Below are 8166 nucleotides of genomic sequence, written 5' to 3' on the forward strand. Positions count from 1 at the left end.
AAATATACCGGAAAACTTCTGGATGGAACTGTTTTCGACTCTACCGACAAAAACGGAGGCGCACCAATGGATATTAATCTGGGCGGTGTAATCAAAGGATGGACAGAAGGTATTCAGTTGATGAGCAAAGGATCCAAATATAGATTTTACATTCCTTCAGAGCTGGCTTACGGAGATAATGGAGCCGGACCAATTCCTGCGGGAGCGACTATTATTTTTGATGTAGAATTGGTGGATATAAAATAGATTGTAACTTCGGCAACAATGAGATTTGCCTATTTCAGATCTGATATACTACAAATAAAATTTCCGCAGATTTTTTGGTCTGCGGAAATTCTTCAAAAATAATATATATGAAAAAAACTACTTATAAATCGGTCGGTCTGAAAACCAGACCTGTCTCTTCGAAATAATCCAGTGTTATTCTGTCGCCATCGTTCACTTTTCCGGCAAGAATTTCTTTCGATAACCGGTTAAGAACCTCCTGCTGAATCACTCTTTTCAGAGGTCTTGCTCCGAACGCAGGATCATATCCTTTATTCATCAGATAATCTACAGCATCCTGAGTAGCGGTCATAATGATATTTCTTTTCGAAAGCATTTCATTAAATCCTCTCAGCTGATAGGTAACGATTTTTCCGATTTCCTTTTTTCTCAAAGGCTGGAACAATACGACCTCATCAATTCTGTTTAAGAATTCCGGACGTAACGTCTGTTTCAATAAATCAAAGACCTCATCTTTTGCCTCTTCCAGTGTTTCCGGACTAATGTTATCATCCTTGTCACGCAGAGCGGAGTCGAAGCGCTCCTGAATTAAATGTGAACCTAAATTCGATGTCATAATGATAATCGAATTTTTGAAATTCACCACTCTTCCTTTGTTATCGGTCAATCTTCCGTCATCCAAAACCTGTAACAAAGTGTTGAAAACATCAGGATGTGCTTTTTCAATTTCATCTAAAAGAACCACAGAATATGGTCTTCTTCTCACGGCTTCCGTTAATTGTCCGCCTTCATCATAACCCACATATCCCGGAGGCGCACCCACCAATCTCGAAACACTGTGACGCTCCTGATATTCACTCATATCAATTCTCGTCATATTGTTTTCATCATCAAATAAAAACTCCGCTAAAGCTTTTGCCAGCTCGGTTTTTCCGACTCCCGTTGTTCCTAAGAATAAGAATGACCCGATTGGTTTTTTATCATCACTCAATCCCGCTCTGTTTCTTCGGATCGCATCCGCAACGGCTGTAATGGCTTCATCCTGTCCAACCACTCTGTGGTGAAGTTCGGTTTCCAGATTCAATAGCTTTTCTCTTTCAGACTGGAGCAGTTTCGTTACAGGAATTCCGGTCCATTTGGCAATCACTTCAGAAATGTTTTCAGAAGTTACTTCTTCTTTAATTAGCTCATTCTGATGATTTTGCATTTCGATTTCAAGCTTTTTCAGCTCTTCTTCCTTTTCACGCAGCTTTCCGTATTGGATTTCCGCTACTTTTGCGTAATCTCCTGCTCTTGAAGCTCTTTCTGCCTCTAACTTCAGAGATTCTATATCTTTTTTAATCTGCGTTAAATCTTCAGATTTTTGCTTTTCTTTCAGCCATTTGGCATTAATTTCATTTCTCTGTTCAGAAATCTTTGCAATATCTTCTTTTAAATGATCGATTTTCGTCTGGTTCCCTTCTCTTGAAATCGCAGCCAGTTCAATTTCCATCTGCATTAATTTTCTGTCTAAAACATCAAGCTCTTCCGGTTTCGAATTGATCTCCATTCTCAATTTTGCTGAAGCTTCATCAATTAAATCAATCGCTTTATCCGGTAAAAATCGGTCTGAAATATATCGTTGAGACATTTCCACCGCTGCAATAATCGCTTCATCTTTGATTCTTACTTTGTGGTGCGCTTCATATTTATCTTTAATTCCACGAAGAATAGAAATTGCCGATTCTGTATCCGGTTCTTCTACCATAACTTTCTGGAAACGTCTTTCTAAGGCTTTATCTTTTTCAAAATACTTCTGATATTCATTTAAAGTCGTTGCTCCAATCGCTCTTAATTCGCCTCTTGCTAAAGCTGGTTTCAAGATATTCGCGGCGTCCATTGCACCTTCACCGCCTCCTGCGCCTACCAAAGTGTGGATTTCATCAATGAAAAGAATAATCTGTCCTTCCGATTTAATAACTTCATTCACCACGGATTTCAGACGCTCTTCAAACTCACCTTTGTATTTTGCACCGGCAATCAAAGCGCCCATATCCAGTGAATATAAGGTTTTATCCATTAGATTTTCAGGAACGTCACCACTGATAATTCTGTGGGCAATTCCTTCCGCAATGGCGGTTTTACCAACTCCGGGTTCACCAATCAGAATCGGGTTGTTTTTCGTTCTTCTCGAAAGAATCTGCAACACTCTTCGGATTTCTTCATCACGCCCGATTACAGGATCTAATTTTCCTTCCGCCGCTAATTCGTTGAAGTTTTTAGCGTATTTATTTAAAGACTGATACGTTTCTTCCGAACTTGCAGAAGTTGCTTTCGAGCCTTTTCTTAATTCTTTAATTCCGCCTTCTAGAAGACTTTTGGTAACGCCCATATCTTTCAGCATTTTTGAAACTTCTGAATTTGTTTCCAATAATGAAAGCCATAAATGCTCAATGGTTACATATTCGTCGCCCATTTTTTTAGCAATGTTGGGCGCATCAAGCAAAACTTTATTTGCTGATTGTGATAGGTAAATGTTGCCTCCCTGTACTTTAGGAAGTTTTTCAAGATTTTCGCGGTTTCGCTCTCTTACCAAAGCTGCATCTGCTTCAGATTTTTTTAATAAGAAAGGCGATATATTTTCATCTACCTGAAAAATTCCTTCCAGTAAATGTTGAGGTTCGATCTGTTGGTTGCCAAATTCCATTGCCACCTGTTGTGCAGCCTGAATCGCTTCCTGAGATTTTACGGTATATTGATTTAAGTTCATATTTTGTATATTTTTGATTCTTTAATTTTTAGTTTCCAATTTTAGATTTTAGACATCAGATTTCAGACCATAAGAGTCAAATAAATGTTAATTTTTTAATCAGATTTTCTAATTTCTGATGCCCTTAATCTTTATTTAATCATTTAATTCGGGTACATTATCGCAAAAAGTATTCTATTGTTGAATTTTTAAAAATATTGGACAAAATTTCCGAAATCTTTATTTTGAATCTATTTTGGAAAGACAAAATTTCCGATTCGAAGAATTTAAGTGAAAATTATCGGAAGAACCGTCAGATTGGGGTTGAATCTTAAAATACGTCTAACCTTATTTTTTGATTGAACCATTAAGATTTTAATTAAGAAATTTAGAATATTTAAGAGTTGTTTCGCTTTCCAAAATAATGCTTATTAAAAATCTATTGATTTTTTCTTAATTGAACTTAACGTCTTAAAATTTTCTTAATGGTTTAAATAGTAAGTTTATTCAAACTCATTTTAAATTTAACGACAAAAGAAACAAAAGACTTTATGGGATTTGTTTAAAGCATTTCAAAAGTCTGCAAAGAGAAAAAATCTTTGATTTTTTTAACTTATGTGCTCTTTTTTTCATTTAAGTATTAAACTTAAGAAACTAAAGTGTTTAAATCTTTTGTGGTTAGAAAGTTTAATTTTTTCATTTCATCATTTTGAAAAAGCAGTGTTTAGCTTTTAATTCTTAGTTTAAAAATCATCTTCTCAAAATCAAATATTAAAATCAAAATAATTACTTTTGCGTTTTTACAAATGGAGCTTAAAGAAAAACAGAAGAAAATTTTAGATGTTGCCGTGGAACTTTTCAAGGAGAAAGGCTACATGGGAAGTTCTGTTCGTGATTTGGCAACCAGACTGAATATCAAAGCGGCTTCTTTATATGCGCACATCCGCTCAAAGGAAGAAATTCTGGAATGGATCTGTTTCGGCATCGCGCAGGAATTTTTCGATGAACTTCAGCAAGTAAAAAATACCAATATTCCACCAAAGGAAAAGCTCAATCTTTTCATTGAAAAACATTTGTCGGTTGTTCTGAAAAACCGTGATGTCACGCACATTTATTCCAATGAGTGGAAGCATCTTGAAGAGAGATTACCTGAATTTATCGAATTAAGAAAAAATTATCAGCAGGAAGTTGAACAGTTGATTTCTGAAATTTATACCGCTGAAAACTGGGAATTAAGATCACCCACTTTTACCACGAGATTTATTCTTCATACCTTAAACAATTCCTATTTCTGGTTCAAAAGAAATATAGAATCCGGTTCGGATATCACCGATGAAATTAGGGACAAAATTCTTTTTGGTTTGCTGGGAAACCAGAAATAGTAATTTTAAGCTTAAAATTCCCAAAACTTTATCATAGTTTTTGTCATTCTGACAAAGGAAGAATCTAAGTTTAGTATTAGAGATTTTTTATAATTTAAATAATAAAACTTTGTGCTTAGTTACTTTGTTTTAAACTGTCATTTCGACGAAGGAGAAATCTACTAAACATTAAGTAAAAACAGATTTTTCACTTCACTTCCGAACTGTGTTCGTAGACTTTCTGTCTATGTACAGAATGACAAAATCGTATTAAAATCATATTTAAGCTAAACCTCAATCTTAGCCTTAATTATTTAGAATCATTAAAAATCTGACGAAAATCATAAAAATTTTGTCACGTTCCAAAATCTTTTTAAATTTACACCTAACAAATGTTAGTTAGTTATGGATTTTGGTGTTGAATATCTTAAGCTCGATCAGTTGAGACAGCTTCAGTCTGAGCGATTGGCGAATTTGGTAGGCTATCTTGGAGAGAAGTCGGAATTTTATAAAAGAAAATTTAAAGAATCAGAAATATCTCCACAGGAAATAAGGTCGATTGAAGATATTACCAAACTTCCGATAACGTACAAACAGGATTTGAGAGACAACTATCCGTTTGGTTTGTTTACCGTTCCGAAAAATGAACTGCAGAGAATTCACTGTTCAAGCGGAACAACAGGAAAACCAACGGTAGTGGGATATACAAAAGAAGATGTTGATTTATTCAGCGAAGTCGTGGCGAGATCTTTAAATGCAGCAGGCGCGAAACCGGGAATGCAGTTGCATAATGCATATGGTTACGGAATTTTCACGGGCGGACTGGGACTGCACTACGGAGCGGAAAAACTGGGAATGAGCGTTCTTCCGATTTCGGGAGGAATGACGGCAAGACAGGTTGATCTGATTATGGATTTTAAACCCGAAGTAATCTGCTGTTCGCCATCTTATGCTTTAACCATTGCTGATGAATTTGCCAAAAGAGGAATCCCCGCAGAAGAAATCAGTTTAAAATATGCCGTTTTGGGATCAGAACCGTGGACGGAATTAATCAGACAGCATATTGAAGAAAGATTAGGCGTTCATGCAACCAATATTTACGGATTAAGCGAAATTATCGGACCCGGAGTTTCAATGGAAGATTTTGAAGAAAAAGGAGGTTCTTACATTTGGGAAGACCATTTTTATCCCGAAATTCTCGATCCGGTTACAAAGGAGCCCGTTCCTTTCGGAGAAGAAGGCGTTTTGGTGATTACGACTTTAACGAAGAAAGCAATGCCGCTTTTGCGTTACTGGACAAATGATATCACAAGTCTTTACTATGACGAAAATGGTAAAAGAACGATGGTAAAAATGCGTCCGATTTTGGGAAGAGCCGATGATATGCTGATTGTAAGAGGGGTAAATGTTTATCCAAGTCAGATTGAAGAAGCATTTTCTCATGTGGAAGGCGTAGTTCCGAACTATTATTTAACTCCTGTTGAAAAGGAACAAATGTGTGTGGCTTTGGATATTGATGTTGAGATTGGTGATGAACTGATCGCCTCGAAAAATTTAAATCAAAATACCGATGATTATGCTATTTTTGTCGGAAACTTCGGAAAAAGTATAGAAAACGAAATAAAAAAGAGGGTAGGAATTACCACAAAAGTGAAAATTCATGCTCAGGACAGTCTTCCGAAATGCGAAGGTGGAAAAATTAACAGAATACTTAAAAAATAAATGAATTCATTTTATAAACTTAAAACGGTAAAAGTTCAGAAAGATACCAACGATGCAGTGAATGTAGCGGTTGAAATCCCTGAAGAACTGAAAGATAAATTCAGATTCAAACAGGGGCAGTATCTTAATTTCCGGATGATGATCAACGGAAATGAAGAAAGACGTTCTTACTCCATCTGTAATGCGCCGAGTGAAAAAAGCAACACGCTGGAAGTTTTAGTGAAATTATTGGAAGGCGGAAAAGTTTCCGGTTATTTCAATGAACATCTTCACATGGACGAAATTCTTGAAGTAATGCCTCCGATGGGAGGTTTCAACACTTCTTATCATCCGACAAACGTAAAAACATACATTGGTTTGGCGGCAGGAAGCGGAATTTCTCCGGTTTTATCAAATATTAAAGAAAGTCTTTATCAGGAACCAAACTCCAACGCATACCTGTTCTACAGCAACAGAAGCATGAATCACGTGATGAAAAAGGCTGAGATCGATAAATTGGTGGAGCAGTTCAACGGAAGATTGAAAGTAGTTTATCTCGTAAGCCGTGAAAAGCATGAAGATCCGATTTTCGAAGGAAGAATTTCTCCTGAAAAACTGGAACATTTATTTGAAAGATATGCAGATATTGATGTAAAAGAAGCTACTTATTTTATCTGCGGACCTTCTGAAATGATCAAAGGAATTGCAGATTATTTAAAGAAAGATAAAAAAGTTCCCGCAATTCAGGTTCTGTTTGAATATTTCACCGCTCCTGACGAAGAAAATACGGAGGAAATGAGTGACGAATTCAAAGCCATTGCCAACATCGAAAGTATGGTAACAGTAATCATTGATGATGATGAATATTCGTTCCACCTGAATTCAAAAAAAGAAAGTATCTTAGATAAAGCATTGAAAGACAATCTTCCTGTGCCTTTTGCATGCAAAGGAGGAGTGTGTTGTACGTGTAAAGCCGAAGTTTTGGAAGGTGAAGTCTTCATGGAAAAAAACTACGCACTTACCGAAGAAGAAGTAGCCCGAGGTTACGTTCTTACCTGCCAGTGTCACCCGACAACCAATGTGGTGATGCTTAATTATGACGTATAATTAATGTAACAATGTAATAATTTACCAATGTAAAAATAATAAGATTTCACTATAAAACTTTGTGGACTTGGCTAAGTGAAACGCCTTTGCGAACTTAAAAACAGTTAGTAGTAAAAGAAATCTTAGTGAACTTTGCGTTAAAATTTACCTTCATTTTAAATATTACAAGATGGAAATAGATATTGAAAAATTTGTACAATACGTACACGACGAAAATAAAGTAGAACCAAAAGACGTAATGCCCGATGATTACAGAAAATTATTGGTTCGTCAGATTTCACAGCACGCGCATTCTGAAATCGTAGGAATGCTGCCGGAAGCCAACTGGATTTCCAGAGCACCTTCTTTGAGAAGAAAAATGGCACTTCTGGCGAAAGTTCAGGATGAAGCAGGTCACGGTTTATACCTTTATTCTGCAACCGAAACTTTAGGTGATGGAACCATCAGAGCAGACAGAGATGCAACGTATGAAGACATGCTTTCAGGAAAAGCAAAATATTCAAGTATCTTCAACTATCCTACTTTAAGCTGGGCGGATATCGGAGCGATCGGTTGGCTGGTTGATGGTGCTGCAATTATGAATCAGGTTATGCTGATGGGGAATTCTTATGGTCCTTACTCAAGAGCGATGGTAAAAATCTGTAAAGAAGAATCTTTCCACCAAAGACAAGGATACGAGATTTTGATGGCGCTTTGTAGAGGTACAAAACAGCAGAAAGAAATGGCTCAGGCTTCGTTAAACCGTTTCTGGTGGCCGGCTTTAATGATGTTTGGTCCAAATGACGACAGTTCACCAAACTCTAAAATTTCGATGAATTACAGAGTGAAAAGAGAAAGCAACGATAGTCTTCGTCAGAGATTCATTGATGTTACCGTTGCTCAGGCTGAATTCTTAGGATTAACCATTCCCGATAAAGATCTGAAATGGAATGAAGAAAGACAGCACTACGATTTCGGAGAGCTTCCTTGGGATGAATTCATTGAAATCTTAAAAGGAAACGGGCCTGCTAACAAAAAGCGTATCGAAACCAAAAGAAAAGCTCA

General features: G+C 36.6%; 6 protein-coding genes. 5 read left to right on the plus strand and 1 reads right to left on the minus strand.

Annotation, left to right across the window (positions count from 1 at the left end; translation table 11 throughout):
- On the plus strand, nt 1–246 hold a 246-nt coding region (locus tag WFK35_RS18085; RefSeq protein WP_336733750.1), incomplete at its 5' end, for an FKBP-type peptidyl-prolyl cis-trans isomerase.
- A gap of 121 nt (nt 247–367) precedes the next feature.
- Here WFK35_RS18085 and clpB read toward each other — a convergent pair.
- On the minus strand, nt 368–2974 hold the full coding sequence (gene clpB, locus WFK35_RS18090; RefSeq protein WP_336733751.1) for an ATP-dependent chaperone ClpB: 2607 nt from the start codon (nt 2972–2974) through the stop codon (nt 368–370).
- A gap of 785 nt (nt 2975–3759) precedes the next feature.
- On the opposite strand from clpB, the gene WFK35_RS18095 reads away from it, so the two are divergent.
- The 4 genes from WFK35_RS18095 to paaA all read left to right on the plus strand — a co-directional run.
- Nucleotides 3760–4335: a TetR/AcrR family transcriptional regulator gene (locus WFK35_RS18095; protein WP_336733752.1), complete on the plus strand. Its 576-nt coding sequence runs from the start codon at nt 3760–3762 to the stop codon at nt 4333–4335.
- 384 nt (nt 4336–4719) lie between these two features.
- Nucleotides 4720–6036 carry a phenylacetate--CoA ligase family protein gene (locus WFK35_RS18100; protein ID WP_336733753.1) on the plus strand — a complete coding sequence of 439 codons (1317 nt, stop codon included), beginning with the start codon at nt 4720–4722 and terminating at the stop codon, nt 6034–6036.
- A complete protein-coding gene (locus WFK35_RS18105) occupies nt 6037–7122 on the plus strand; it encodes a 2Fe-2S iron-sulfur cluster-binding protein (RefSeq protein WP_087707822.1) in 1086 nt (361 codons plus the stop codon).
- Nucleotides 7123–7297: 175 nt separating this feature from the next.
- The coding region (gene paaA, locus WFK35_RS18110) for a 1,2-phenylacetyl-CoA epoxidase subunit PaaA (protein WP_336733754.1) at nt 7298–8166 on the plus strand (869 nt) is incomplete at its 3' end.

The sequence above is a fragment of the Chryseobacterium sp. VD8 genome (assembly GCF_037149975.1).
GTDB classification, from domain to species: domain Bacteria; phylum Bacteroidota; class Bacteroidia; order Flavobacteriales; family Weeksellaceae; genus Chryseobacterium; species Chryseobacterium indicum.

Excerpts from the sequence above, each read along its gene's own strand:
- clpB (WP_336733751.1), bottom strand. The coding sequence starts at position 2,974 with ATGAACTTAAATCAATATACCGTAAAATCTCAGGAAGCGATTCAGGCT.
- WFK35_RS18095 (WP_336733752.1), top strand. The coding sequence starts at position 3,760 with ATGGAGCTTAAAGAAAAACAGAAGAAAATTTTAGATGTTGCCGTGGAA.
- WFK35_RS18105 (WP_087707822.1), top strand. The coding sequence starts at position 6,037 with ATGAATTCATTTTATAAACTTAAAACGGTAAAAGTTCAGAAAGATACC.
- WFK35_RS18100 (WP_336733753.1), top strand. The coding sequence starts at position 4,720 with ATGGATTTTGGTGTTGAATATCTTAAGCTCGATCAGTTGAGACAGCTT.